Annotated in this window: 23 protein-coding genes; 15 read left to right on the top strand and 8 right to left on the bottom strand. The window is 61.5% G+C overall.

What is annotated here, in order from left to right:
- Positions 1 to 648, top strand: coding sequence for a uroporphyrinogen-III synthase (locus tag HK22_RS07495; RefSeq protein ID WP_233142481.1), 648 nt, complete (start codon positions 1 to 3; stop codon positions 646 to 648).
- Here HK22_RS07495 and secB read toward each other — a convergent pair whose 3' ends face one another.
- Positions 649 to 1170 carry a protein-export chaperone SecB gene (secB, locus tag HK22_RS07490; protein WP_062033330.1) on the bottom strand — a complete coding sequence of 174 codons (522 nt, stop codon included), beginning with the start codon at positions 1168 to 1170 and terminating at the stop codon, positions 649 to 651.
- Positions 1171 to 1377: 207 nt separating this feature from the next.
- Between secB and HK22_RS07485 the strand changes: the two genes are divergently transcribed.
- The 4 genes from HK22_RS07485 (at position 1378) to HK22_RS07470 (ending at position 5739) form a co-directional block, all read left to right on the top strand.
- Positions 1378 to 2175 (top strand): Tim44/TimA family putative adaptor protein, encoded by a 798-nt coding sequence (locus HK22_RS07485; RefSeq protein ID WP_086648840.1) that lies wholly within the window; start codon positions 1378 to 1380, stop codon positions 2173 to 2175.
- 43 nt (positions 2176 to 2218) lie between these two features.
- The gene (locus tag HK22_RS07480) at positions 2219 to 3361 is read left to right on the top strand and encodes a murein transglycosylase A (RefSeq protein WP_086649097.1); all 1143 of its coding nucleotides are present in this window, start codon (positions 2219 to 2221) and stop codon (positions 3359 to 3361) included.
- Positions 3358 to 4176, top strand: a complete 819-nt coding sequence (locus HK22_RS07475; RefSeq protein ID WP_086648839.1) for a site-specific DNA-methyltransferase — start codon at positions 3358 to 3360, stop codon at positions 4174 to 4176. Before HK22_RS07480 ends, HK22_RS07475 begins: the two co-directional genes overlap by 4 nt.
- An 81-nt stretch (positions 4177 to 4257) precedes the next feature.
- Positions 4258 to 5739 carry a cytochrome-c peroxidase gene (locus HK22_RS07470; RefSeq protein ID WP_369827219.1) on the top strand — a complete coding sequence of 494 codons (1482 nt, stop codon included), beginning with the start codon at positions 4258 to 4260 and terminating at the stop codon, positions 5737 to 5739.
- 76 nt (positions 5740 to 5815) lie between these two features.
- On the opposite strand, the gene HK22_RS07465 is transcribed toward HK22_RS07470, so the two are convergent.
- On the bottom strand, positions 5816 to 7009 hold the full coding sequence (locus HK22_RS07465; protein ID WP_086648838.1) for a lipase family protein: 1194 nt from the start codon (positions 7007 to 7009) through the stop codon (positions 5816 to 5818).
- Between the two features lie 127 nt (positions 7010 to 7136).
- Positions 7137 to 7346 carry a hypothetical protein gene (locus tag HK22_RS07460; RefSeq protein ID WP_086648837.1) on the bottom strand — a complete coding sequence of 70 codons (210 nt, stop codon included), beginning with the start codon at positions 7344 to 7346 and terminating at the stop codon, positions 7137 to 7139.
- 155 nt (positions 7347 to 7501) lie between these two features.
- Between HK22_RS07460 and HK22_RS07455 the strand changes: the two genes are divergently transcribed.
- Positions 7502 to 8065 carry a Smr/MutS family protein gene (locus HK22_RS07455; protein WP_233142479.1) on the top strand — a complete coding sequence of 188 codons (564 nt, stop codon included), beginning with the start codon at positions 7502 to 7504 and terminating at the stop codon, positions 8063 to 8065.
- Positions 8066 to 8070: 5 nt separating this feature from the next.
- Here the strand turns inward: HK22_RS07455 and HK22_RS07450 are convergent, their stop codons facing one another.
- Positions 8071 to 9153 carry a hypothetical protein gene (locus HK22_RS07450; protein ID WP_062033313.1) on the bottom strand — a complete coding sequence of 361 codons (1083 nt, stop codon included), beginning with the start codon at positions 9151 to 9153 and terminating at the stop codon, positions 8071 to 8073.
- Positions 9150 to 10067 carry an oxygen-dependent coproporphyrinogen oxidase gene (gene hemF / locus HK22_RS07445; protein ID WP_062033310.1) on the bottom strand — a complete coding sequence of 306 codons (918 nt, stop codon included), beginning with the start codon at positions 10065 to 10067 and terminating at the stop codon, positions 9150 to 9152. Before hemF ends, HK22_RS07450 begins: the two co-directional genes overlap by 4 nt.
- Before the next feature lie 287 nt (positions 10068 to 10354).
- On the opposite strand from hemF, the gene HK22_RS07440 reads away from it, so the two are divergent.
- On the top strand, positions 10355 to 11245 hold the full coding sequence (locus HK22_RS07440; RefSeq protein WP_062110497.1) for an S-methyl-5'-thioadenosine phosphorylase: 891 nt from the start codon (positions 10355 to 10357) through the stop codon (positions 11243 to 11245).
- A gap of 52 nt (positions 11246 to 11297) precedes the next feature.
- Here HK22_RS07440 and HK22_RS07435 read toward each other — a convergent pair whose 3' ends face one another.
- Together HK22_RS07435 and HK22_RS07430 are read right to left on the bottom strand one after the other, a co-directional pair.
- Positions 11298 to 11561, bottom strand: coding sequence for a hypothetical protein (locus HK22_RS07435; protein WP_233142478.1), 264 nt, complete (start codon positions 11559 to 11561; stop codon positions 11298 to 11300).
- Between the two features lie 106 nt (positions 11562 to 11667).
- Entirely contained in the window at positions 11668 to 12378 is a 711-nt protein-coding gene (locus HK22_RS07430) for a dienelactone hydrolase family protein (RefSeq protein WP_233142476.1), read from the bottom strand.
- A gap of 42 nt (positions 12379 to 12420) precedes the next feature.
- On the opposite strand from HK22_RS07430, the gene HK22_RS07425 reads away from it, so the two are divergent.
- The 8 genes from HK22_RS07425 (at position 12421) to HK22_RS07390 (ending at position 21658) form a co-directional block, all read left to right on the top strand.
- Positions 12421 to 12627: a DUF4169 family protein gene (locus HK22_RS07425; protein ID WP_086648836.1), complete on the top strand. Its 207-nt coding sequence runs from the start codon at positions 12421 to 12423 to the stop codon at positions 12625 to 12627.
- Between the two features lie 129 nt (positions 12628 to 12756).
- Complete coding sequence (groES, locus tag HK22_RS07420) at positions 12757 to 13047, top strand: co-chaperone GroES (protein ID WP_062027127.1); 291 nt, start codon at positions 12757 to 12759, stop codon at positions 13045 to 13047.
- Positions 13048 to 13097: 50 nt separating this feature from the next.
- Entirely contained in the window at positions 13098 to 14738 is a 1641-nt protein-coding gene (gene groL / locus HK22_RS07415) for a chaperonin GroEL (RefSeq protein WP_086648835.1), read from the top strand.
- Positions 14739 to 15017: 279 nt separating this feature from the next.
- The gene (locus HK22_RS07410) at positions 15018 to 17999 is read left to right on the top strand and encodes a TonB-dependent receptor domain-containing protein (RefSeq protein WP_198945506.1); all 2982 of its coding nucleotides are present in this window, start codon (positions 15018 to 15020) and stop codon (positions 17997 to 17999) included.
- Between the two features lie 158 nt (positions 18000 to 18157).
- Positions 18158 to 18544 carry a hypothetical protein gene (locus HK22_RS07405; RefSeq protein ID WP_086648833.1) on the top strand — a complete coding sequence of 129 codons (387 nt, stop codon included), beginning with the start codon at positions 18158 to 18160 and terminating at the stop codon, positions 18542 to 18544.
- Positions 18541 to 19497: a hypothetical protein gene (locus tag HK22_RS07400; RefSeq protein ID WP_086648832.1), complete on the top strand. Its 957-nt coding sequence runs from the start codon at positions 18541 to 18543 to the stop codon at positions 19495 to 19497. Before HK22_RS07405 ends, HK22_RS07400 begins: the two co-directional genes overlap by 4 nt.
- Before the next feature lie 51 nt (positions 19498 to 19548).
- A complete protein-coding gene (locus HK22_RS07395) occupies positions 19549 to 20406 on the top strand; it encodes a heavy metal-binding domain-containing protein (RefSeq protein WP_086648831.1) in 858 nt (285 codons plus the stop codon).
- A 1-nt stretch (position 20407) separates the two neighbouring features.
- On the top strand, positions 20408 to 21658 hold the full coding sequence (locus HK22_RS07390) for a toxic anion resistance protein (RefSeq protein ID WP_158093547.1): 1251 nt from the start codon (positions 20408 to 20410) through the stop codon (positions 21656 to 21658).
- Here the strand turns inward: HK22_RS07390 and HK22_RS07385 are convergent.
- The gene (locus tag HK22_RS07385; protein WP_086648829.1) at positions 21649 to 24582 is read right to left on the bottom strand and encodes an ATP-dependent DNA helicase; all 2934 of its coding nucleotides are present in this window, start codon (positions 24580 to 24582) and stop codon (positions 21649 to 21651) included. The two genes, HK22_RS07390 and HK22_RS07385, sit on opposite strands and share 10 nt — an antisense overlap.
- Positions 24583 to 24628 lie beyond the last annotated feature (46 nt).

The following is a 24628-nucleotide window of genomic DNA, read 5'->3' as shown; positions in this document are numbered from 1 at the left end:
GTGACCCGGCCGGAGCCCGGACTGTCCGCCACCATGGAGCAGGTCCGGGCGCTGGGCTGGCAGGCGATGGCGTGTCCGATGCTGGACATTACGCCACTGGCGGCAGTGGCTCCGGAAGATTTCCGCGCGGTTCTGGTGACCAGTGCGAATGCGCTGCCTGCACTGCGGGACTGGCCGAGAGACCGTCTTGTGGTTGCAGTGGGTGCGCAGACGGCTGCGCGGGCCCGTCAGGCCGGGTTCGTGAATGTCGAGGCGGCTGAAGGAGATGCGCGGGCGCTGGCCGTATTCTGTCGGGCGCGCGGCATTACAGGCGTAGATGTGCTTCTGGCCAGTGGCGAAGGCTATGGCGTGGAGCTGGCGCGGGATCTGGGCGTGCAACGCGTCGAAGTCTACGCGGCCTGCAAGCGCGAGGCTCTGGCTACAGAAGCAGCTCAGGCGCTACAGGGAGGGCGAGTCGAGGCTGTTCTGCTGTATTCGGGGAAGACGGCAGAAGCGTTTCGGGAAGCGCTTGGAGCCGAAGACGTGACGGCGCTGTCGGCCGTGCGGGCGCTCTGTCTGTCAGAGGCCATTGCCGCGCGCCTGAACCACGGGGAATGGCGCGCGGTAACGTGGCCCGATCCGCTGAAGCAGCTCGGGCCGGCAGTGTGATTAGGCTTCGCCGGCGGGTTCCGGGAACTGCTGGGCGCGCTTGGCCTGCCACAGGGCAACGAAGTCGATCGGCTGGAGCACGACGGGCGGGAAGCCGCCGTCACGCGTGACATCGCTGACGATGGCGCGGACATACGGGAAGATCAGGCGCGGGACTTCGACCAGCAGGATCGGCTCGACCAGTTCCTGCGGCGGGTTGGTCAGCGTCACGACAGCGGCATACGTCAGTTCGGCAATGAACACCGTGCGACCGGCCTGTCCACCTTCCTGTGCGGGCGGCTCGGCGGCTTCGGCGCGGACGGCCAGAGCGACTTCATAGACAGCCTGGTCTTCTTCCAGACGATTGGCCTGGACGTCGATGTTCACGGAAATCTGCGGGGCAGAGCGCAGCGTTGCAAAAATGGACGCGCCAGCCGGAACTTCGAAGGAAAGGTCCTTCGTGTACTGCAGGTTGATGGCGAGCGGCATTGCCGGCACGTTTTCCTGACCCATCACGGTATTGTCGGCGGTGTTCTCTGACATGCGGTCTCCGGTTCCGCAGGGGCAAACCCTATTGCGGACATCGAGTAAAACGATTGCGATCCCTCGGCGGTAGCATGATGTCTGCTGAACGCCAAGATACGCTTCTGGAGGACGGATGGTTGAGATCGGAGGAATTGCACCCTATCTGTAGGGCAACGGATCTTTAACCGGACACTGCGAAATCCGGACTTTGAGAAACAGGGCTTCATGTCTTCTGATGACATTCACCTCCCCGCAGGCCTCATGGCGCATGCGGGTCATTATTTCCCCTGGGACCTCGTGGTCCTGTTCGTGCTCGCCGTCGTGCTGGGCGTGAGGCTGTACCGTGTGCTCGGCCGTCGCGTCGGAATGCAGGGCGTGCGACAGGAACGTCCGGGCGGTGGCCGTTTCGGGTTTGGCCCGCAGAAGGGCGGGGCTCCTGATACGGCACGTCCGGGTGCGCCGCCGCCACTGCCGGGGCAGACTTCGGCCACAGGGGGCAACGGTGTGTTCGCTCCTGCCGCCGCGCCGGAAGTCGAGTATGAAATTCCTGCGCCCGTGACTCGCGTCGGGGCTGTTCTGGCCGATATTGCGGGGGCATTTCCCGGTTTTTCGCCTTCAGGTTTCCTGAAAGATGCGGAAGATACGTTCCGGCAGGTGGTTCCGGCCTTTGCAGCCGGTGATCGGTCTGCGCTGGAAAAACTGTTGACGCCAGCCGCTCTGGACGGTTTTTCGGCGGCCATCGATGCGCGGACGCAGGCTGGTGAAACGCAGCGGAGCGATCTCCGCGGCGTTGAGAGCTTGTCTATTCTGGATGCGATGCTGGTGTCTGCGGAAGATGGCGTGCGGACGGGCCGAATCGAAGTCCGGGTCGTGTCGCGTCAGGTAAATATCCTGACCGATCGTCAGGGAGAGCCTGTGGTCGGGACCGAAGCCGTTACCGAATTCCATGATCTGTGGCTGTTCGAGCGCGTGGTCGGCCAGTCCGATACGCGGTGGCGCCTTGCGGCATCCTGCCCCGCCTGATCGTTTTTCGAGTTCTTTTCTGTTCGAGTTTTCTGCCTGTCCGATGAAAAAACTGCTGACCCTGATGACGCTCGGCGTGCTGTGTGGCTGTACGCAGCCGGAGGCGCCATCATCATTTTCGCTTTCTCCCGTAGGATATGATTCGCTTGCCGGATGGGGGCAGGAGGATTTTGCATCGCTGATGCCGCTGCTTCGGGAGGAGTGCCACCGGCTGACGCAGTTGCCGCCCGAAACGCTGCTCGGTGGAAGTGATGCCATCACTTATGGCCGTCATGCCGCCGACTGGGGCAATGCCTGTACGGCGCTGGCTACGGCAACGGATGCAAAGACGTATCTGGAGACGTGGTTCCAGCCATACGAGACCGGCACTCAGGCCTTCTATACCGGTTATTTCGAGCCGCAGATTCCTGCCTCCCTGACACGCGGCGGTGAGTATCAGACGCCGGTCTATGGCCGTCCGCATGATCTCGTCCGGGCGAAGGCGACCAATGGCCAGATGGTCAGCGGTCGGTGGGTGAACGGACAGTTTGAGCCCTATTACGATCGTGCTGCGATTGATGGCGGCGCGCTGGAAGGGCAGGGGCTCGAGATCGCTTGGCTGAAAAATCCGATTGATCTGTCGTTTTTGCAGATCCAGGGCTCGGGGCGGTTGATCCTGCTGGATGGCGGGCAGGTGCGTGTGAGCTATGACGGACGCAACGGACAGGCCTATGTGCCGCTGGGGCGTGTGCTTGTACAGCAGGGCGAACTGCCTGCGGATGGTGTCAGCATGGATAGCATCCGGAACTGGCTGGAGACACATCCGGACCAGATGATGTCCGTGCTTGAGCGTAATCCGAATTATGTTTTTTTCCGTCGCGACGACGGCAATCTGGCGCAGGGGCCGAAGGGGGCGTTCGGAATGCCGCTGACGGCCGGGCGCTCGGTGGCGGTTGACCGGTCTCTGGTGCCGTTTGCGATGCCGCTCTGGGTTGAGACGAAGCTGCCTTATGGCGCGGGGCAGCCCGCGACCTGGGATCATCTGGTGTTCGCACAGGATATCGGAACGGATATCAAGGGTGCAGGACGTGCCGATCTGTTCACCGGGTGGGGCGCGAGTGCACAGTCCATCGCCGGGAACCTGCATGCGCATGGCCGAATGGTGCTGTTTCTGCCGCGACCGCCTGCGGAATCTGCCGCGCAATGATCCGCAGTCGCCGGGAAAAACTCGGTGTTCACACGCTGATCCGGGGGGACTGTACGACGGTCCTCAAACGGATGCCGTCGCAGAGCGTGGATGTGGTGGTAACGTCGCCGCCCTATAATCTGGGGGTGTCATACCGGACGTATCAGGACCGCCTGCCCGAAGATGCGTATCTAGACTGGCTGGAGGATGTCTGCACCAGTCTGTGTCGGGTGATGAGGGATGACGGGTCGTTTTTCCTGAACATTGCGGGATCGTCGTCCCAGCCCTGGCTGCCGTTCGAGTTGATGACGCGGCTGCGCAAGCTGTTCGTGCTTCAGAACCACATCACCTGGATCAAGTCGATTTCGGTTGGCGAGATTACGTACGGGCATTTCAAACCGCTGAATTCGGCGCGCTTCGTCAACCGCAATCATGAGCATGTGTTCCATCTGACCAAGACGGGAAAAGTGCCGGTGCAGCGGCTGGATGCAGGTGTGCCGTTTACGGACAAGAGCAACATCGTCCGGCGTCAGCACATTACGGACCGGCGGTGTCGCGGCGATACGTGGTTCATTCCCTACGAGACCGTGCGCAGCCGCAAGGAGAAGTTCAGCCACCCGGGCACATTCCCGGTGGCGTTGCCCGAAGCCTGCATCCGGCTGCACGGGCTGCGGCCGGGCGGCGTGCTGCTGGACCCGTTCATGGGGTCGGGAACGACGCTGGTGGCGGCGGAGCGGATGGGCTGTGTGGGGATCGGGATTGATACCGACACGTCTTATGTGAACGTCGCTCGCAAGAGGGTGCGGGCTGCGATTGATCATGAGGACGAAGATTAATCGACAACACCTGTTTTTCTGACAGGTTCAATCACTTTGACTTTGCGTGTCACTTTTCGACATTATCACGGCACCGTGATCATGAGGAGAAAAGTGGTGCGTTCCAGCACGATTACAAAGGGAATTGCCGGTCTGGTGGCGCTGGGCGTTGTCGCCTGGGGCGGGACTGTCACATATCTCGAGCATTTCGATCATGCTGGAGCACCGCAGCTTCCTGCGAGCAGCCCGACGCGACAGGACCCGACGGCCATGGCGGCGTTCGCGGCTCTACGCGAAGTGCGATGCGATTACTGCCACACGCAGAATGCGAACCTGCCGTTCTATTTCAGCCTGCCGCTGGCCAACCAGATCATGAAGCGCGATCTGGTGCAGGGGCAGCGTCATTTTGAATATGCGCCGGTTCTGGCCGCGTTGCAGGACGGCAAGCCGCCTTCGGTCGAGCAGCTTTCGCGTATCGAGGAAGTCATCACGCAGAACCGCATGCCGCCGGCTGCCTATCTGCTGATGCACCCGCATGCGCATCTGAACGAGAAACAGCGCGTGGACATCCTGAAATGGGTGCGTGAGCAGCGTGAGCGTTATTATGCGACGCCGGGTGTGGCGGCGCAGTTCCGTGGCGAGCCGATCCAGCCAATTCCCGAGAGTGTGGGCGTGGACTGGAAAAAGGCCGAACTCGGCCGGGCGCTGTTCTTCGATAAAGGATTATCGGGTGACGGAGCGCTCAACTGCGCAAGCTGTCATGGTCTGAACAAGGGGGGCGTAGACAACCTGACGACCGCGACGGGTATTGGTGGACAGAAGGGTCCGATCAATGTGCCGACCGTCTATAATTCCGTGTTCAGCATGGCGCAGTTCTGGAACGGCCGTGCGAAGGATCTGGCGGAACAGGCGGCGGGTCCGGTCATGAACCCGCTTGAAATGGGCTCGCATGACTGGGCGACGGTGGCCGAGCATGTTCGGAGCACGCCGGGCTATGCCGGGCAGTTCGAGGCGGCTTTTGGCTCCGACCAGATCGACAAAGACACGATCACGGGCGCGATTGCAGAATATGAAAAGACGCTGATCACGCCGGACAGCCGCTTCGACCTGTATCTGAAGGGCGATCAGAAGGCGATTACGGCGCAGGAAAAGCGCGGTTACGAGCGCTTCAAGGAAATCGGCTGCTCAGGCTGCCATAGCGGCATTGCCGTGGGTGGGGACGCTTACGAAATTCTTGGTCTGGAAGGACCGTATTTCGAGAACCGTCACACGAAGCTGACGGCTGCGGACGAAGGACGTCTGGCTGTGACGCATGCGGAAGGCGATCGGGCGCGGTTCAAGGTTCCGAACCTGCGCAATGTCGAGCTGACAGGTCCGTGGCTGCATGATGGCTCGGCCACTACGCTGGAGCAGGTTGTGCGTGAGATGGCCCGCTACGAGACGCCGGATACGGATATTGCCGATCAGGATGTCACGGATATTGTAGCGTTCCTCAAAACCCTGACAGGCAAATACGAAGGCATTCCGTTGAAGGATGTGCCAGCCGATCAGCCCTTACAGGCTCCGGCACCAGCTTCGAACTGAAGCTCTCGGAAAGTTCAGAAATGAAAACGGCCCCGGATCATCCGGGGCCGTTTTTTTGAGCGGTATTTGGGAGGCCTTATTGCGGAACGGGGTTGCACTGCGGCGGGACAGGCTTACCGGTCATGACTTCGGTGGTGAAGATTGCGGAGTCTGCCAGAGAGCCGTTGACCGTCTCACTGTGGTTCAGGCCCTTGTAAAGATGCGCCTGAACGAGCGATCCTGCGGCGCAGGCAGCTTTAACCAGCCCGAGCTGGAGTGCAGGCGGGACGTCACGGTCTTCTGTGCCCGTCCCGGTGAAGAGAGGCTGGGCCAGCTTGAGGGTCGGGAATTCCATGCCCTTCAGTGCCGGGCTGATGGCCTTGAGAAAGGTCGGCTGGAGCGTGTTGTGCAGTGTCAGGCCAGCGGCCTGCGTCTGCTGCGACAGGGAGGTCAGGCATTCATGCGCGGCTTTGCGGTAGAGAGGCAGCGCTTTAGGGGTGAAAGCCTCTTCGGGGCGGAAGTGTGAGTCGTGTCCTGACAGTCCGGTGGCAAGGTAGAGGACGTAATCGACGAGCGGGCTGTAGCCTGCGTCGGGATGGGCGGCATTTTTGAGCAGATCCCCGAGAAGTTCGAGGGTGACGTAAGGGGCTCCCGTGGCCACGGTGCCGCGAATGTCCAGTTCGGGGGCATAGGTCGGAGCATAGGCCGCCGTGGCTACGGCGGCGCCTCCGCCCTGTGACTGGCCGACGATCATGATCTTGTTTTGCAGGCCCTGCACGTTGGTCAGTGCAGCACGGACACTGTCGAGGACGCTGTAGGCTTCGACGCGGGTGTCCAGATAGGCATGGGTGCCGGGACCACCCAGGCCCTGATAATCCGTGGCGACGATGGCGAAACCGCGCTTCATCCATGTTGTGAGATAGGTGCTATTGCGATCGCTATAGGGATTAAGGGACGGTGCGCAGCTGTCGTCCACGCCAACAGTGCCGTGTGCCCAGGCGACGATCGGCCAACCGTCCTTGGGAGCAGGGCCGGGGGGAAGGATGATTTCGGCGGTGACGGGAACGAGGCCCTTGCCGGTAATGCCGTTCGTTGAGAGATAGGTGATGCGCAGGGCGCGTCCGGCGTCCGGAAGGCCGAGGGCTGCAGCGAGCGGCGCCGAAGCGGTGATTGTTCCGGGCTTCTGGACGCCTGAGGGTGCTGCGGCATGGGCTGCACTGGCGAGAGTGCCGATGCAGAGTGCCGTGCTGGCGAGAAGAGGGGCGAATTTACGTAAAAGAGGCAGGGGCATGAAAAATCCTAGGTCGATCCTGGGCCGGTCTGGCGTTGCAGCCGAGACTGACGGCATGGTCCTTAACGTCAAGTGAATTTAAAATGGCGCGTTCTGGCACGAATGCGTCTGAAATGCTTCGGACAGGCTAATCATCCTGTGCAAGGCGACGGTCGGCAGCCTTGCCGATCTGTTCACGCTCTTCCGCTGTGAGCAGGCCGCGCTCGTATTCCTGTGTGGCGCGGGCCTTGGCGTTACTGGCACGGGCACGAGTGTCGATGGGATAGGCCCGTTTTTCAGGCAGGGCGAAAGCGCTATCAGGAAGGCTGTCGCGCTCTTGCGGTGTCAGATGGCTCATGGGCCGTTCTTTCCATAAATGGAACCTTGCCTGTGAACGCATCAGCGTGGGTAAAGTCCCGAAAGAACATTGTTCAATGGTGCTGGAAGCCGTTACATGCTCGGGGCCTGAATTGCCTGATGGACATGGGCGGCCGGACAGGAAGTGAGGGCAGTGTGGCGAAGCGGGATCTGAGGGAGGAAGAGGCGACGCTGTGGCGGATGGTTGTCCGCGATATCAAGCCGTTGCGCTCTCCGCGTTCTCCGCGTCGCGTGGGTCTTGTGACGAAAGTCGAATCTCCTGCACCCGCTGCGGAGCTGCCGCGCTCCCTGCCTGTGGTGACGGGGCGGTCTTTCGTGCCGGTGCAATCCGCGAAGCCGAAGTCCCGTCCTGCGGAGTTGTCGGTCGGCGTACGGGCGCCGGGGCTGGATGATACGAGCTGGAAGCGTCTGTCACGCGGGCAGATGAAGGTTGATGCGCGGCTCGATCTGCATGGATACGTCGTGCAGGAGGCGTTTGAGCGGCTGTATGATTTCATGCAGCGCGCACGGGTGCGGAACTGGCGCTGTGTGGAGGTTGTGACGGGGCTCGGAAGCGGGGAGACGAGCGGCCTGATCCGCCGTGAACTTCCGTTGTGGCTCCAGCGTGGGGATCTGCGGTCCATGGTTCTGGCCGTCGTGCACCCCCATGCGGCCAATCATGGGTCGGTTCGCATCCTGCTGAAAACGCGCCGCCGCTGAGACTGTCAGAGGTGACGGGTTTCCTGTCCTTCGCGCCAGCGCGGCGTATTGACGGCGAGCCAGCGGCGCAGGGCCAGCGTGGCTCCCAGATCGGGAACGGCGCGTGAGAGGAACGGAGCGGCGTTGTCGCCCGTGACCAGCTTGAAATGATGCGTTTCGGCCCAGCGTCTGACGCCGGCATCCGCAGTGGCAGCCGTACAGGCATGGTTCCACTGTGTGACGATTTCCGGAGGCGTCAGCATGGGCAATGCGATGGCCATGGCAGTGTCAGCGGCTGCGGAGACGGCCTGCCAGGCGTGATAGAACGGGCCTTCGGGGGGGCGGTGACGGGCCTGCTGATAGGCTTCCATGAAAATGGGGATGGTCGTCGAATGCGTGTCGGTCAGGTCGCCGGTGGAATAGATCGCGCTCGTCCCTTCGGGCAGGTTGGCGAGCACATCATCCAGCGGTCGGTCGAGCGTGTATGGAGAAATCTGCACAGCATCGACGGTGCCTTCGTGCAAGGCAGTCAGGGCCTTTGACGAATCGACATAGCCGGGCACGGGAATGGGGCGCAGGCCCAGAAGAGAAAGGCCCATCAGCGCGTTGAGTTCCGGCCCCCCGATGCGGGAGACGGCGAGGCGGACAGGATGGTCGTGGAAGAACCCCGTCAGGCGGCTGCGCAGGGTTTTGTGCAGTTCGGCGCGGGCGATGACGACGGTCGTGGTGGATGCCACGAGGACCGGAGTCCAGCGTCCGAAGTCGTAGTGAACACGGGAATCGCCCGTCAGGGAGGCCAGAAGGGTAGCGCCCGGAAAAGCCAGGGCAGTGTTGCCGTCGGGCGCACTGTTGGCGTCGAACAGGTTTGCGGCGCGAACGCCATCCTGCCCGATATCGGGGGTCAGTTCGAGAGGCGTCGCCAGATCCAGTGCGTGAGAGATGGCACCACTTGCGAGTTCTGCGAACTGACCGGGGATGGAGGCGAGCGTGCCGCCCAGAAGGAGCTGGACATCCGTCAGGGTCCCGGCGCGGGCCGGAAGGGTCAGGAAGGGAGCGGCTCCACCAAGGGCCGCCAGCCCCTTCAGCGCTGCACGTCGGGTCAGTCTCACGGCCAGCGCACTTCCGGCGGCATGCTCATGAGAATGGATTCGGTGTTGCCGCCCGTCTTGAGGCCGAACAGCGTGCCGCGGTCGTGAAGGAGGTTGAACTCCACATAGCGGCCGCGCCGGATGAGCTGGGCGTCACGGTCGGCTTCGGTCCAGGGAGTGAACATGCGGCGGCGTACGACAGCGGGGTACGCGTCGTGAAACGCCATGCCGACGTCCTTCGTGAAGGCGAAGTCGAGAGTTTCATCGCCAGTGAAGAACTGGTCGTAGAAGATTCCGCCCAGACCGCGTGGTTCGTTGCGGTGGTGCAGGTGGAAGTAGCGGTCACACCACTCTTTGAAGCGGGGATAGTGCTCCGGATCGTGGCGGTTGCAAGCGTCTTCGAAGGATTTGTGAAAATAATCCGCGTCAGACCGGGCTTCCGCACTGTCGGGGAACATGGGCGTGATGTCGCCACCACCGCCGAACCAGCCCTTCGTCGTGATGATCATGCGCGTGTTGAAATGCGCGGCGCTCACATGCGGGTTGCAGGGATGGGCGACGAGGGAGACGCCGGTTGCGAAAAAACGCGGGTCTTCATCGGCGCCAGGAATGTTCTTGCGGAACTCGGGGGAGAATTCGCCCCAGACGGTTGAAACGTTGACGCCGACTTTCTCGAACACGCGACCACGCATGACGGACATGACGCCGCCGCCGCCTTCGGGGCGGTTCCAGACGGTGCGTTCAAAGCGGCCGGGGGCGGTGCGGTCGCGCAGGACCTGCGAACCGCCTTCGGCTGCTTCGTCTTCGAGTTTTTCGTATGACGCGCAGATGCGGTCACGGAGGGTTTCGAACCAGGCTTTGGCGTCCTGCTTGAGGGCGTCGTGAGGTACGTCTGGACGAACGGTTTCGGCGAAACCGGGGCTGATCTGGTCCATTTTTTCTTCCCCCGTCTATACAGGACAAAACTTCGTTACGCGCAGTGTCCTAGCAAATCGCGCCGTCGCCGAACAGTTGGCTGTTGCATGACGGACGCTCATTGGTGGCGGCCATCCGTGGCGGGACGATGGCGCAAAGACATTTTCATTTCGTAAAAACGTCGGGTTTTTATGAAAATGTTTCTCCGGAGGCAGGAGGGGACGTGCGTTGCGGGCAAGGCTTGCGCGCGGGGCGTTCTCGTGGTCCAGAACGGGCAGAGCGGATTAACCAACAGTCAGGAACAGACATGTCTTCGGAACAGGAAATCCAGCCCGTCATCGGTGTGATCGGTGGTTCGGGGCTGTATGACATCGACGGACTCGAAAACAAGGAATGGCGCCGGGTTGAAACGCCCTGGGGCGAGCCGTCCGACGAACTGCTGTTCGGGACGTTCGAGGGCGTGCAGTGCGTATTCCTGCCGCGTCACGGGCGGGGTCATCCCATTCCGCCGTCACGCCTGAATTTCCGCGCCAATATCGATGCGCTCAAGCGCGCTGGCGTGACGGATATTCTGTCACTTTCGGCTGTGGGTTCGCTCAAGGAAGAGCTGCCGCCGGGACATTTCGTGCTGGTGGACCAGTTCATTGACCGCAGCTTCGCACGTGAGAAGAGCTTCTTCGACACGGGCTGCGTGGCGCATGTCGGCATGGCGGACCCGGTTTCGGCACGCGTGCTGGATGTGGTGCAAGATGAAGCAGCTACGCTTGGTATTCCGTTCACACGGGGCGGGACGTATCTGGTGATGGAGGGGCCACAGTTCTCCACGCGTGCCGAGAGCGAGCTGTACCGGTCCTGGGGCTGTTCGGTTGTGGGCATGACGAACATGCCGGAAGCCAAGCTCGCACGCGAAGCGGAGATGAACTACGCGACCGTTGCAATGGTCACGGATTTCGACTGCTGGCACACCGAACATGACAGCGTGACGGTTGAGGCTGTCGTGAAGGTCATGACGGGGAATGCCGAAAATGCGCGCCGTCTTGTGAAGGCGGTCATTCCGGTGCTGGGCAAGAAGCGCGCTGTGGATCTGACGGCCGAGCGGGCGCTGGATCATGCGATCATTACGGCTCCGGCTGCACGCGATCCGAAGCTTGTGGCCAAGCTCGATGCCGTGGCCGGGCGTGTTCTGAAGCAGGGCTGAGGCTCTGCTGAACGCCGCGCCTGCGTGAAGCGGGCGCGGCGGATGTCATGGATCAGTCGAAATTATGGTTCGGGTCTGCGTTCAGGTCGATGCCTGCACGGGCATCGTCGATTTCAACGCCGTCCAGTTCCACCGGCGGCAGATCCTTGACTGGGGTGCCCTGCGGCACGCCTTTGATGGCTATCAGGTCGGCGGCTTTTTCGAGATAGCCTTCGGGGCCGCAGTCCGGTTTGCCATCGGCTTCCCACAGAAGGCGCGCTTCGTGACGAATCGCGGCATCGTGCTTGGGGGCGTCTTTGAGCGGGTTGATGCTCATCTTGAAACTCCTGTCTGATCCGGTGCGGTATTCGCCGGGCCTGTCGTCATTATAGGCCCCTTCCACGGTTTTGCGACAGTCTGTGTCATCGTGTCGGGGGTGCGATTCATGAGAGATGTGTTTTCAGAAATTCGACGCTGCGGGACCAGGCGAGATCACGGGCGTCGCGGTTGAAGCTCGGGCGCTCGGGGCAGCCGAAACCGTGACCAGCGTCGTCGTAGACATATTCCTCGATCTCGGGACGGGCATCGCGGATCTTCTGGATTTCGGTATGCGGGATGGAGGAATCTTCGCCGCCGAAATGCAGTTCGACCGGACAATACGGTGCGGTTTCGACATGGTTGCCGATGCTGCCCCCATACCAGCTTACAGCAGCGTCCACGTCATGGGTCTGGGTCGCCGTCAGCCAGGCGAGCAGGCCACCCCAGCAGAAGCCGATGATGCCGACTTTTTCGTGCCCTGCGTCGTGCAGGGCTTTCGCGCAGGCGGCGATGTCGGCGAGCGTCTTTTCGGACGGGATCTGGCTGCGGAGTTCAAGACCTTCCGTCACGCCGGCCTGTGAGTAAGGCAGAACGACGTTGGATTTTGCCCGGTCGAAAACCGCTGGAGCGATGACGTGGAAACCCTCGGCCGCGAAGTCGTTGCAGACATTGCGGATATGGTCGGTGAGGCCGAAAATCTCCTGTAAGACAATAAGGGCGAGGGGCGACTCCGCCGAGCCGGATTCCCAGGCACCGAAGCTGTGGCCGTCCGTAGCCGTCAGCTTGACCATCTGGCCTGTCACGGGGGTTTTCTTGTCCGTTGGGCTGTGTTTCATGTCTGTATATCCAGTCCTGTCATGCCCGAAAGGCCATGAGCCATGAGCGACGTCATCAATCTCCGCCGGGAACGCAAACGCCGCAAGGGTGCCGAGGATGCAAAGGCCGCGGATGCGAACCGCCGTCTGCATGGGCGGACCAAGGGACAGAAAATGACGGAAAACATGGAAAAACAACGGTTGAAAAACCTGCTCGACGGGCGAAAAATTTCTTCTGGCCTGTCGGGGAACCACAGCGAGAAACCTTGACGGAAACGGGTTGGGCGCTTATGTCATTGGCACTCTCCATGTGAGAGTGCCAAATGCACTGCAGTCATTGAGTGCAGCAACCCGGCCATGCTGCTTTGTACAAGGGTATGGCCTAAAATGGAGCGATCCATGACGAAGTTTCGTCCCCTTCATGACCGCGTGGTGGTCCGTCGCCTGACGGGCGAAGAGAAGACCGCCGGCGGCATCATCATTCCTGACACCGCCAAGGACAAGCCGACCGAAGGCGAAGTCGTTTCTGTCGGCCCGGGTGCCCGCAACGAGCAGGGCCAGATCGTGGCTCTGGACGTCAAGGCTGGTGACAAGGTGCTGTTCGGCAAGTGGTCCGGCACCGAGGTCAAGATCGACGGCGAAGAGCTGCTGATCATGAAAGAGAGCGACATCATGGGTGTGATCGGCTGAACAGCCGTCCCCGTTTCCTCTCGTAAAAACCTCATTCAGGAGTAAGAATTATGGCTGCCAAGGACGTAAAGTTCGGCGCTGATGCCCGCGAGCGTATGCTGCGTGGCGTTGATATCCTCGCAAATGCCGTCAAGGTAACGCTGGGCCCGAAGGGTCGTAACGTTGTTCTCGACAAGAGCTTTGGCGCACCGCGCATCACCAAGGACGGTGTGTCGGTTGCCAAGGAAATCGAACTGGCTGACAAGTTCGAGAACATGGGCGCCCAGATGGTCCGTGAAGTCGCGTCCAAGACGAACGACATCGCAGGCGACGGCACCACGACCGCAACCGTGCTGGCCCAGGCCATCATCCGTGAGGGCGCCAAGGCTGTTGCCGCTGGCATGAACCCGATGGATCTGAAGCGCGGCATCGACAAGGCTGTCGGCGTTGTTGTTGAAGAGCTCAAGAACAACACCAAGAAGATCACATCTCCGGAAGAGATCGCCCAGGTCGGAACGATTTCCGCCAACGGCGAGACCGAAATCGGCGAGATGATCGCTTCTGCCATGCAGAAGGTTGGTTCTGAAGGCGTCATCACGGTGGAAGAGGCCAAGGGCCTGCACACCGAACTCGACGTTGTCGAGGGTATGCAGTTCGATCGTGGCTACATCTCCCCGTACTTCGTGACGAACCCGGAGAAGATGACGGCTGATCTCGACAGCCCGTACATCCTCATCCACGAAAAGAAGCTGTCCTCGCTTCAGCCGATGCTTCCGCTTCTCGAAAGCGTTGTGCAGTCCGGCCGTCCGCTGGTGATCATCGCCGAAGACGTCGATGGTGAAGCCCTTGCCACGCTGGTCGTGAACAAGCTGCGTGGTGGCCTGAAGATCGCTGCCGTCAAGGCTCCGGGCTTCGGTGACCGTCGCAAGGCCATGCTGGAAGACATTGCCATCCTGACGGGCGGCCAGGTAATTTCCGAAGACATCGGAATCAAGCTGGAATCCGTCACGCTCGAAATGCTGGGTCGCGCCAAGAAGATCCACATCGAGAAGGAAAACACCACGATCGTCGAGGGTGCTGGCAACAGCGACGACATCAAGGGCCGTTGCAACCAGATCCGTGCGCAGGTCGAGGAAACGACGTCTGACTACGATCGCGAAAAGCTCCAGGAGCGTCTGGCAAAGCTGGCTGGTGGCGTTGCTGTCATCCGCGTCGGTGGCAGCACCGAGGTCGAGGTGAAGGAGCGCAAGGATCGCGTTGACGATGCCCTGCACGCAACCCGTGCTGCCGTTGAAGAAGGCATCGTTCCGGGTGGTGGCACGGCTCTGGCCCGCGCATCGTCCGCTCTGAAGGGTCTGACCTTCGACAACGATGACCAGCGCGTCGGTGGCGAGATCGTTCGCAAGGCTCTGCAGTCTCCGCTGCGCCAGATCGCTTTCAACGCCGGTGAAGACGGCGCTGTCATCGCTGGCAAGGTGCTCGAGAACGACAGCTATGTGTTCGGTTTCGATGCCCAGAAGGGTGAGTACAAGGACCTGGTTGCAGCCGGCATCATCGACCCGACGAAGGTTGTGCGTACGGCCCTGCAGGATGCCGCTTCGGTTGGTGGTCTGCTGATCACGACGGAAGCCATGGTTGCTGAACGCCCTGAGAAGAAGGCTCCGGCCGGCGCTCCGGGTGGCATGGGCGGCATGGGTGACATGGACTTCTGATCGAAGTCCGGTCCGTCTCCTGTCTCTTCCACGGAGGAGGCGGGAGTGTCCTGACATGTTGCAAAAAAGCCTCTGGCCTGCGGGTCAGGGGCTTTTTAAATAACTATTTAGTTGCTGAATCCAAACGAAAAACCCGGGCTGGGTATAACTGTTGCATTTATCACACGTGTTGCATTCAAGTGCCCTCTGCAAGCATGGCAGGTATGTATTTTTCGTGACAGTAACGCTCCGAGATCTTTAGAGAGGGGACAACATTCTTTTGAAGGATCTTGTTCTTTGATGAGCACATCTCGTCGCCACCTGTTGCTGTGTGCATCAATTCTCGGAGTTGGGACCCTGTCCGGGACGGCTTTCGCCGCTTCCACGACGCAGCCGGAGCACCGTTCCCACAAGGCTGTGCATCACAAGGCCACCACTTCGACGGCTGCGGCCAAGACTGCAAAGCCTGTTGTTGCCGCTCCGGTTGCTGCCTCGTCCGTCGCCGTGCCGGTTGCCACGACGGCCCCGGCTTTCTCCAGCCGTCGTCGCGCTGAAGTTCTTGAAGCGCAGGGTGTCTCGGGTGGCAGCGAGCGCATGGTTGTTACGGGATCGGCTCTGGCCTCTTCCAACAACCAGAACGCCAACCCTGTCCAGATCGTGACTGCAAAGCAGATCCAGCAGACTGGTGCGACGACGCTTAGCGACTTCTTCGCGCGTATTCCGTCCATTGGTGGAACGGGTACGAACAACTCTGAAACCAACGGTACGGGCGGCGCCTCCTGCACCGATATCCGTAACCTTGGTTCGAACCGCGTACTTGTCCTGATCGACGGCAAGCGTGCGACGCTGAACGGTCAGACGAACTGTATCGATCTGAACGCCCTGCCGGTCCAGCAGATCGCCAGTGTCGAAATCCTGAAAGATGGTGGTTCCGAGCTTTACGGCGCCGATGCCGTCTCGGGCGTCATCAACATCAAGATGCGTCATGACTTGTCGGACGGTAACATCACCATCCGCGGTGGCATCACCGGTCATGGTGATAACGACACGGGTATGATCTCGGCCTATAAGGGCTGGAACTTCGATCATGACAAGGGTAACCTGACGCTGTTCGGTCAGTATATGACGCAGGGCGGTGTTCTGCAGCGTAACCGTAGCTGGGCCAACCCGGTGCAACTGTCCGACAACCCCGTTGGCTCCGGACCGGAAACCTTTGGTTCAGGTTATTCGAACTATACACATGTCAAGAACGATGCAGCGGGCATAGACGCTGCGGTTGCGCCAGATGGCAAGACAGTAAGCAACTGGGGTTCCAGCAACCGCTATCCGTATGGCCAGCACCAGAGCCTGATCAACCAGCTTCAGAATTCCAGCCTCTCGGGTGATTTCCACTACGAGTTCAACCGGCATGCCAACCTGTATTCCAATGTGATGTATTCACATCGGACCAGTTCCAGCTACATGGCAGCCGAGCCGTTCGACGGTTCTGTTCCTCCCAGCACGCTGCCGTCCGTTCTGACGGTACCGGCAAATGATCCGAACAATCCGTTCGGACAGGACGTTGACATCACGAAGCGCCTGACGGAACTCGGCGATCGCCGTGACGAGAATGCGACTGACACGGTTACTGCCAAGGTCGGCGTCAATGGTGCGATCGCCTACGGCTGGGACTACGATCTGTCGTATACATACGGTTCCAACATGTCGACGGATCACCTGGAGAACGTGGGCTCGTACACGAACCTGCTGAACGCTTATGGCCTGCAGCAGGTTGACCCGTCCAGCGCGACGAGTGCTCTGGTCTACAACCCGTCGGTCTGCCCGTCTTTCGGGTGCAGCAATCCGTTCGGGATGATGGGCAGCCAGGCTGCATCTTACGTCAACTACAACACGAACACGCATTCGCATTACCAGCTTCGTGACTGGAACCTGCGCATCAACAACAACCACGTGACGACGATGCCCTGGAAGGGCGGCGGCGATCTGGGTATTGCGGTGGGCTTCGAGCATCGTGGCGAGCAGCTGACCAACACGCCTGACGAACTGATCAGCAGTGGTCAGAGCCTGACGAACACGGTTCTGCCGACCAGCGGTGGCTTCGACGTGACGGAAGGTTATGCGGAAGCCAAGGCGACACTGCTGAAGAACGTTTTTCTTGCGAAGGATCTGACGGTTGACGTGCAGGGGCGTGCGTCTGGTTACAGCACGACGTCGGATACGGCGAAGAACTGGAAGGCGTCCATCAACTGGGCTCCGACGCAGGACATCCGTTTCCGCGGCACGATCGGCACGTCCTATCGCCAGCCGAACGTCTATGAGCTGTATGGCGGCCAGTCGCTCAGCTACAACCTTGCCAACGATCCGTGTGATGCGGGTCAGGTCGGCAACTATGGTGCTGCTTCGGCGACGGTTGCGGCGACCTGTGCAAAGCAGGGCATCAACACCTCTACGTTCCATCAGTCCGGTACGGGCCAGGTTCCGACGCTGGGTGGTGGCAATGCGCATCTGTCGCCTGAGATCGGACGGACTTACACGTTCGGCACGATCATCACGCCACGCTGGATTCCGAACCTCTCCATCTCCGGTGAGTTCTGGCACTATTCGGTCAACCACACGATCAGCGCGCTTCCGACACAGTATATTCTGGACGGATGCTACAAGGGTACCAGCCCGTCGCTTTGCAATTCGATAAACCGTCTATCGAATGGTCAGATTAATACGGTGTCGGCGACAGATCAGAACACAGGCGCTCTGCATGAAAGCGGTGTGGATTTTGATTTCGACTACCGTATCCGCGTGGCACGTCATGATGTCCTCTCGGTATCCAACAACTTCCAGTACCTGCTGAACTACACACAGCAACTCGTTCCGGGCGGTCCGTTCACCAACTATACTGGTGCGCTGCTGTATGCGGGTGGGCCGAACAACCCCAACGCATCCTATGGCATTCCGCGTGTTCGTGACTATGCGACGTTCGGCTGGACGCATGGTGCGTTCACGGCGACATACATGATGCAGTTCATCGGCGGCATGCGCTGGAACGACCAGTCCGAGTTCCTGACCTCCGCCACAGCGGGTCGTTACAAGACGCCGATGATGATCGAACAGGATCTGACGCTGGCATACCGCTGGAAGAAGTGGAACTTCGAGAGCGGCATCAACAACATCACCAACAAGAAGCCCCCTTTCGTAGCCAGCGGTGTGGATAACAGCGCCGGTGCGACCTATGGCAGCTTCTATCAGGGACGTTATTTCTTCCTGCAGGCAGGCATGAACTTCTGATCCTGTCAGTCTAAGTGACGCCCAGGACCTCTGGTCCTAAAAGGCCCCCGGTCATTGCGACCGGGGGCTTTTTTATGTGAACTTTTCGAAAGCGGAATTTCCTGATTGACGCGGCATGAAACCTGTCGAAGTGTAACAGGGATGTCGAAGAGGGGCTCATGACCGGGACGATCGATGACCTTGCGGCACTGATCCGGGAAGCGGAAGGCGGCCGGGAGCGGTTTTTGGAGAAGTTCGCCGCGTTTTGTGAGCAGGCCTTTCCACGGCAGGCAACCGTGACGCGCAGGGCACGAGGATGGCTGAAGCGAACGGTCGAGATCGAGGATCTTTCCCTCAGGTTTGAAGCGTGGGTTTTCGTGCTCCGGCGAGACGGGGCCGGGGTGGTAGCCGAAATTGCCCACGAGGTGCGGGGCGTGATCATCAGCCGCAAGGCGGTTCCGGTCCGGGACTGGATTACGCAGTTGCGTCAGAAAATCCATGAGGCCGGGCTGGCCGTTTCCGGCGAAGGGCATGCAGCTGCGGAGTTGACGGATTTCCGGCCATGATGCGCCTGTTTCCGTGGTCTTCCAGTTCAAAAAAAGAGACTGAGGCGCGGGCGTTTCACGAACTTGATGGCCGGGTGCGCCCCCTGGTGCGTCTGGGATCGGTGCGGCAGGCACTTCTGACGCCGTCCATGACCATTGCGCCGCTGGGGAATGTTCATGCCGAAACCTGGTGGAAGTCCGGGATGGGCTGGCAGGGCGTGCATGAAGCCGGGTGGCGGACGGCGACGGACAGGATTCGCGAACAGGCGCGGGCGCTTGGTGCGGATGCGGTTCTAAACCTGCGGTACCGGCTTGAGCATCATGGCGGCGCGCTGGGGTTCATGCTGCATGGCGAGGCCGTACGGGTGCCACAGCTTGAACGCCTGGGTGTGCTGCCCTGTATGCCGTGGAATGCGGCGACGCTGGATGTGGCGCTCTCGGCGGGGATCGTGCCGGTGAGCTATGGCGTCGGGACGTGGGAAGAGGTCCGGTATACGGGGCTTCTGGAAGGTTTTTTCGATGCGATGAGCATTGGAGAGAGCACGCTTCTGACGCAGGCGAAGCGGGACGCGCGGGATGCGGCGACACAGAGCCTGCGGAACGATCCGATGTGTCAGAACTGGGATGGCGCACTGGGGCATGATGAGACGGTTGGACTGGTTGTTCGGTCGGAGAGGGGTGTTGTGCGGTCGATCCAGATCCGCGCGGCTGTGAGTATCCTCGGGTATCGGCGGATTGGTGGGCACGGTGCGGTTTCGCCCGCCATGGTCTGCGGGCTGGAGGATATTGTGCGGACCGGCATGCAGCACCGCCCCCTGTTCGCTGGAGTCTCCAACCGGATTGAAGTTGAGGACGAAGCGGGGGAAGGGCGCGTTGAAGCGGCCGTTCTCGGGCTTGAGGTCGGCGGTGAAGTCGTCAGCGAAGTAGCCGAGGGGCTTGGTGGCCTGTTTGACGGATTAAATGATCTTTTCTGAGGCGCTTTTTTAGCGGTCTCGTGTTCTTTTGGATTTTGCAGCGGGATTCCCATGGGCATCTTTGATCAGGTTCCGGGTTTTGACAGTCTTCCTCCGGGTTGGGGTGGGAGCGGTGCTTCCGAACCCGTGCATGGTGGTGAGATGCCGCCTGTGAGGGCTGCTGGCGGGCGGGTTGCGACGTCGGATTTCAGCGTGCGCGAACTGCTGGTTGTCGAGCGGGCCGGGTTCCGGGCGCTGGGATTGTGTCTGGGGAACAGCATCTGGAAGGTGCAGGCCAATACGCAGTTCCGCAACACGTCCTATGAACTGACGGATCTGACGGGGGCCATGTATGGCGCGCGTGAGAAAGCGGTCGAAATCATGCGCGAAGAGGCCGAGCAGCTTGGCGCGGACGGGATCGTGGGGACGCGGCTGGAGATTTCGCAGCTTGCGGATAGCGGGATGCTGGAGTTCCGGGCGTTCGGAACAGCCATCGTGCATGCCGAGGGACATCCGGGATATCGGCGTCCGGACGGACGACCGTTCACGTCTGATCTGTCAGGGCAGGATTTTGCGTTGGCGCTGCGGTCCGGACGGCGGCCGCTGGATCTGGTTCTGGGCTGTTGCGTGCAGCATATTCCGCGCCGGAGCCTGATGACGACGCTCAAGCAGGCTATGCAATGCGTGGAGCTCGATCTGTTTACGCAGGCCTATTACACGGCTCGCGAGCACGCGATGGAGCGGATGTCGGCCCATGCAGCGGAAGTCGGGGCCAATGAGATCATCGGGACGACGTTGCGTGAGGAATCGCATGTCTGGGGCGACCATATCGTGGAGTTTCTGGCCATCGGAACGGCCATGTATGACACTGGAAAGCCGGACCCGAATTTCCGTATCGACCCCACCTTCACCCTGACGCTGGATGACTGACATGAGTGCTGACGAGACCAGACCTCTGGATCTGAGCGACCTCTATGCCGACGAGCCTGCGCCCGCTCCTGTGAAGGTTGAGGCTCCGGCTGCCACTGGGGCCACTGGGGCTGTGCCTGCGGTGCTGGAGCCGATGCCAGCTTTTCCGCGGCTGGTGGAGATCAGCCGTCTGCCGACGGATATGGTTGAAGAGGCGCATCGACGAGCCGGGACGATTGATTTTGCGGATCTGAATACACTTCTGTCGCATGGCATGGGTGCGCTGGGGGAGCTGGCGAAGGTTTCGGACCGGATGCTTGCGGGGCGGACGCTGGGTGAAAGCGATGCGGTCGGAGAAATCGCGGCAGGCGTTCTGGATGGTGTGAAAATCCTGCGGATCGGCGATCTGCAGAAGCTGGCGCGGGGCGAAGGTGGGGCTCCGGGTGGGTTTCTGGCGAAAATGGGTGGACTGCTGGGTGGCGCAAAAGATGCGCTCGGCGGTTTTGCCGAGAACCGCAAGAAGTTCAATGCTCTGATGGATCAGCAGGAAGCCAAGGCACGGGTCACGATTGCGGATCTCAAACGGAACATCACGTCGTTCGAGGATATGTATCAGGCGCTCCGGCATGGCGTGCGGGAGCTGAATATCGACATCGCGGCCGGCCAGCTTGCGCTGGAAGAGGGCGAGCGGAAAGTCGAGGCATTGCGGCAGCACGCAATGGAAACGCAGGACCCTGTGGATGCTGCCGAGGTCATGGAACTGCGCGGGCGTCTGGCGAATTTCTCAGGGCATCTGAGCGAGCAGCGTGAAGGGCTGATGCGGGCTGCCCTGACCATTCCGATGATCAAGAGCACGCGTGAGGCCGCGGAAGCACGGATCATGGCGCTGCATTCGGCGCTGACGAAGACCATTCCCAATCTGAAGGCAGCCTGTGCGGTGGCGGTGGGGCAGGTGGATAACCGTAATGCCGCCACGGCGCGCGATGCACTGAACGAGGCGGATCGCAAAATCCTTGGGCTTGTGGCGGATGGCGCGCTGGATGCGGCGCGGACGACGGCCTCCAGTCGGGGTGTGGACCCGCGGCAGATGGAGGCGCTGGCGCAGGCGGCGGATAAGGTGACGCAGGCTCTGGGCGAAATGGCGCAGAACGACAGACTCGCGACCGAGCGGGCGCAGGAGCAGGAAAAGGAACTGCACCAGCTTCGGGACCGCTTGGCAATCAGCATGCGGAGCCTGGCACAGCAGTCGGTGCAGCCCCTGGGTCAGCCCTGAAGGAGGGGCGGTTCGTTTTCCTGCTCCTCTGGGTGCAGGAAGCGGGTGATGTCTTCCAGAGCATCGGCCAGGGACATGCGGCGGACGTCCACGCCGTCGGGAAAAGCCGAGAGGAGACGTGAGGGCATCCGGCGGTCCAGCATGACGAAGACACCGCGATCGGTCCCCTGACGGATCAGGCGGCCGAACGCCTGCCGCAGACGCATGCGGGTGATACGGTCGTCGTAATCGCCCGGGCGGCCTTCGGAGAGCAGGCGGCGGCGTTCGCGGTGCAGGATATCGGGGCGAGGCCAGGGGGTCTTCTCAAACACGACCATGCGCAGGGCCTCGCCGGGGACGTCCACGCCATCGCGCATCGCGTCCGTTCCCAGCAGGCAGCTATGGGTTTCGGTGCGGAAGACGTCCACGAGGGTGGCGTTGTCCATCGCATCGACATGCTGGGCGTAGAGCGGGAAGCCCTGCGTTTCCAGCACTTCATGAATGCGGCGATGGACTTCGCGCAGGCGACGGATGGCCGTGAAGAGGCCAAGCGCACCGCCACCCGCTGTTTCAAACAGGGCGCGGAAGGCGTGGGCGAGTGACGGGATTTCGACCGAAACATCCGTGATGACATAGGCGCGCGTCTGCGTGGCGTAGTCGAACGGACTCATGACCGAGGCACGGATAGGCGGCTTGAGGAAATGCGTGGCGCCCAGATGCAGTTCGGCCGCGTGCCAGCTTGCTTCGTTCTGTGCATCTCCATGGCCGGTCTGGTCGCGCAGGGTGGCGGACGTCATGAGCAGGCCGTGGGCGGGTGTCTGGATCGTTGAGACGAAGGGAATGGTTGGGTCCAGCCAGTGACGGTACAGGCCGATGTCATGATCGCGCTGTGTTGCGCGGGTGCGGGGCAGGCGTTCGGTGCGGATGAAATCCACGAAGGTGGGGGTGACGTCCGGTTCGGGGGGCGTTTGCAGCGCGTCCAGCATGCCGATCCAGCCGGACAGGCGGCTGATGGCGCGGCGGTGCAGGGTGCGGATCATGGCCTCGATGCGCTGTCGGGTCGGTGCGTCCATTTCTGAATCATCCTCGACCTGCGCGGCGAGACGGTCGGTCAGCAGTTTCAGCGGATCACGCAGGCGCGTCAGGGCGCGGCTGAGGGTTTCGGAGGCTGCGGCGACCTCATTATTGACGGGATGCAGGTCGCATTCCGCCGAAATATAGCCGTCGCGGCTATCCTTGGTCTGGCGTGCACGGAGCTGGTGGTCCAGCGCCCGGAGAAAGGCTTCGGACGGATTTTCCGGCGCGGGTTCCTCGGGGATCAGCAGGGCAGGTGCGCTGGGCGGCGGAATAAAATCCGGATCTTCTTCAGGCGGCGCTTCGGGGCGCAGGCGCGTGCTCCAGCCAGGAGCGGGCAGGCTTCTTGCGGCCTGAAGCGCTGCGTGAAGCGGGGTGTCGATCATGGGGAGGCGTTCGACCAGATCATCGAGCCGGCGTTGCAGGCCACGGGCGCGGGAGCGGCTGCCCTCGGCACCGAGCAGCCAGCGCCGGAGTTCGGCGGCTTCAAGCCCCGAAAGAGCCGTGGCGAAGGCGCTGTCTGCTGCGTCGGGGATATGGTGACCTTCGTCGAAGACGTAGCGCGTGGGCGTCGTGTCCTCGTCAGGCAGGCCGGGCGGGGCGAGTGCGGCCCAGGCGGCCTGTGAAAGGACGAGGGCGTGGTTGGCGACGACCAGATCGGCCTGACGGGCGCGGCGGATTCCGTGTTCAACGAAGCAGGTCTGATAATGCGGGCAGGCGGCGTGGATGCATTCGCCGCGTCGATCGGCGATGCCAAAAAGCGTGCCATGCCCGAAGAGTTCGCCGAACCAGCCGGGAAGGTCTCCGCCCATGAGATCCCCGTCGCGGCTGGCCTCCGCCCAGCGGGCGAGCAGGGCCATCGGCAGGAGCGCTGAGTAACCGTCAGGGCCTCGGGAACTGGCGACGTTGAGCAGGTCTTCCATGTTCAGCAGGCACAGATAGTTTTCCCGGCCTTTGCGGACGACGACTTTCTCCCGAAGAATCTTTTCACCCGGATAGAGACGGCGGAGTTCCTGTTCGATCTGGCGCTGGAGATGGCGGGTATAGGTGCTGATCCAGACGGCGCCGTCATTCTGCTCGGCCCAGAGGCTGGCGGGCGCGATATAGCCGAGTGTCTTGCCCGTGCCGGTTCCGGCTTCAGCGAGGACGACATTGGGGGAGCCGATGCTTTCGCGCGGCTCGAAAGCGGCCGTGGCGACAGAGGCGAAATCGGCCTGACCGGGGCGGATTTCGGCGTTTTCTCCAAGGATCTCACGCAGGCGCTGGCGGGCGGCGTTGGGTGAGACGGACTGGCTTCCGGGCGCGGGACGCGGGGCGGTTTCTTCCCAGCGCGGCAGGCGCTTCCAGATGCGGATGGCTTCGTAAGGGTGGGCGCCCGTGGTGTCCCGCGGTGTTCCGAGAATGTCCGTGACCTCGCCGCTCCAGGCCCATCCGGCGCGGGTGAGAGGGACCATCAGGGCGCGCAGGCGGATGCCTTCGGGCGTTTCGGACTTGTGGCGCAGTTCGTCGAGCAGGGTTTCGCACAGGATGGGGAGGAGGTCCGCGCCGATGGTTTCGGGCGGTTCAATTCCGAGGGCAAGGGCCAGTCCGCGCGGGGTAGGGGCGACGGTCGTGGCAGGGCGGACGAACAGGAACAGGTCCAGCAGGTCGAACCACGGTACGGGCTGGGACAGCGGGGAGAGGTCCAGCGCGCGAAGCGCAGCGGGGCCGTGAACAAGAAGAGGCGGGGGAAGCTGTGTGAGGCGTTCGCGCGTTTCTTCTGCCGTCAGGTCCAGCAACTCGCCATCCGGCGTCAGAAGGGACGACAGGCCACGACGGGCGATGAGGGCCGGAGCGTCGAATGGCGACAGGAAGGTGGGGGCGCGGGGCATTGGGGCTAGTGTAGCGGGTAGGGAAAAATCCGGCGAGGATGTTTTG

Source organism: Gluconobacter sp. DsW_056 (assembly GCF_002153595.1).
Classification (GTDB): Bacteria; Pseudomonadota; Alphaproteobacteria; order Acetobacterales; family Acetobacteraceae; genus Gluconobacter; species Gluconobacter albidus.
Note: the sequence above shows the minus strand (reverse complement) of the source record. Positions and strands in the feature narration are given on the sequence as shown.